This is a genomic window from Chryseobacterium sp. UYP7 (genome assembly GCF_056279225.1).
Window position 1 is genome coordinate 1 of record NZ_JBWBQW010000018.1, and the last position, 2347, is coordinate 2347.

Sequence of the window (2347 nt, forward strand, 5' to 3'; positions counted from 1 at the left end):
TGCAAAGTTCGGTTTAATTGACCACCTAGATTCGGTTTAAAGTGACCATGTAAATTCGGTTTAAATTGACCACCTCTTTTTTGTGGTAAAAACGACTGTTTTTCATGTGCTAATTTGTATTCAAATATAATTAATTTTCGGCTTTATTTATTCCTCTTTTTTTACGCATCGATTCACCCTTCAATTCAAGGCGGTGAGATTGGTGGATTAGGCGGTCCAAAATAGCATCGGCTATGGTCTTTTCACCGATAATATCATACCAACCCTGAACCGGGATTTGCGAAGTTACAATGATGGAACCGTTATTATGACGGTCTTCTATAAGTTCTAAAAGAGTAATTCTGTTTTGACTGTCCAATGCCTGGAGTCCAAAATCATCGAGTATAATCACCTCCTGGCGTTGTATTTTGGCAAGTTCCCGAAGATAAGAGCCATCTGCTTTTGCCATTTTTAATTTAGCAAACAATTTATTGGTGTTAAAATAACTGACCTTAAAACCCTCTATGCATGCTTGATAACCGAGTGCGGTGCCTAAATAACTTTTGCCAACGCCCGTACTTCCGGTGATTAAAACATTTTCATTCTTTTCTACAAATTCGCATCTAGCTAAGCGCAACACCAGATTGCGATCCAAATTTCGGGATTCATCGAAGTTGACACTTTCGATATTCGATTTATAATGGAATCGCGCGTTCTTGATACTTCTTTCGATGCGCCTGTTGTGCCTTTCATCCCATTCTGCATCGATCAGCATCGAGATAAATTCATCGAGCGTGTAATGATCTGTTTTGCCACTTTCAATAGCGGTTTTAAAAGCGTTATGCATGCCGTAAAGCTTCATTTGCTTCATTTTCGTAACAGTAGGTTCGTTCATAATTTTCTAAATTTAATTTGGTTTAATGATGATTTAATTAAAATGTCAATTTTGCTAATTGCTAGTTATAATACTGTTTCCCACGGATATTACCATGGATTGGAAGTTGCTGTTCAGACTCTGATTTTTGCTCAAAATCAATTTGGTCTAAATTGTTTTCTAAGATTTTCTGGATGGTTTTAAAGCTGTAAATTTTAAAGTCAAGGGCACGTTTGCAAGCATTGATCAATCGCTCTCTGCCTACCTTTTTTTCGAAGTTTAATATTCCCATACAGCTTTTATAGGCTTGTTCAGGATGATTTCTACTCTCAATAATTTGGATAATATATTCACCAACAACAGGGTCAAGTTCAATGGCCCAATCGATAAACCGCGACGGACTCCAATCGGACACAAACTGATGCGTACTGGCTAAATGTTCAGCATTGGTGGTGTATACGTAAGGTTTGTAATTGCGCATATGAATTGCAATCCTGTTGTATTTGTGGAAGATTTCTACGGCGGATGACGTGTATAAAAGTTTGACTTTTTTCTTCAGATACTGATACGGAACGCTGTAATAATTTTTGTCCTGACTCAAAAGAACGTGACCATTCTGCATCACCGTTGCATGCGACTGGTATTTAATCTCAAAACGCGCTTCTGGAAGCGGACGCAGTTTTTCTTTTTCGTCTTCTAAAAACAGTTCTTTGCGGGAGTAAGGACGTGCGGTGAGTTTGCTGTCATTGTGTGTCTTTAACAGATTCCAGATTTGATGGTTTAATTCTGCTAATGAATAGAATGGAGTTTCTTTTAAATGGGCATAAATTCTGCGGTACAAGATCTTCACAGCACCTTCTACCAAAGATTTATCTCTCGGCTTATAAGCTCTGGCAGGTAAGATGGTGGCGCCATAATGATCTGCAAGATCGGCGAAGGTTTCATTGATGGTGGGTTCAAAACGGCTGCTTTTGATGACCGCAGATTTTAAATTATCAGGAACAATTGCCGCAGGAACGCCCTGAAAAAAAAGCATCGCATTTTCTACCGAACGCACAAAATCTTCCTTTTGTTGGCTCATCGAGGCTTCTACATACGTATACTGGCTCGCTCCCAAGATCGCTACAAAAAACTGTACACTCTTGATCTCACCACTCTTTTTATCAATAATAGAGAGGGTTTTTCCAGCGTAATCTATATACATTTTATCACCCGCTTTGTGATTCATGTGCATCACAGGATTCACCCGCTTTGCCCATGTTTTATAATGATGCCTGAATTGGGTGATCTGAAAACCTTCGGGATGAAAAATGATATACTGTTCCCAAGTTCGATAAATAGTGACTCCTACCTTTTTTAATTCCCTTTCCATAACAGGGAAATAATCGTATAAAGTCTGTAATTTGGGACTCACTGTTTCCTCCTTAGCATGGGAAAACAAAAGTTCAAGCTCTGCGTCTGATTTTTCGTTGATGATCTCAAAACTTAATCCAA

The 2347-nt window shown here is 38.6% G+C and carries 2 protein-coding genes; both read right to left on the reverse strand.

The annotated features are described in order from the left end of the window. Positions 1-130 precede the first annotated feature (130 nt). Complete coding sequence (gene istB, locus ACZ9HT_RS16915) at positions 131-874, reverse strand: IS21-like element helper ATPase IstB (protein WP_476041671.1); 744 nt, start codon at positions 872-874, stop codon at positions 131-133. A gap of 61 nt (positions 875-935) precedes the next feature. Further along, a partial coding sequence (gene istA, locus ACZ9HT_RS16920; protein ID WP_476041672.1) for an IS21 family transposase occupies positions 936-2347 on the reverse strand: 1412 nt, incomplete at its 5' end.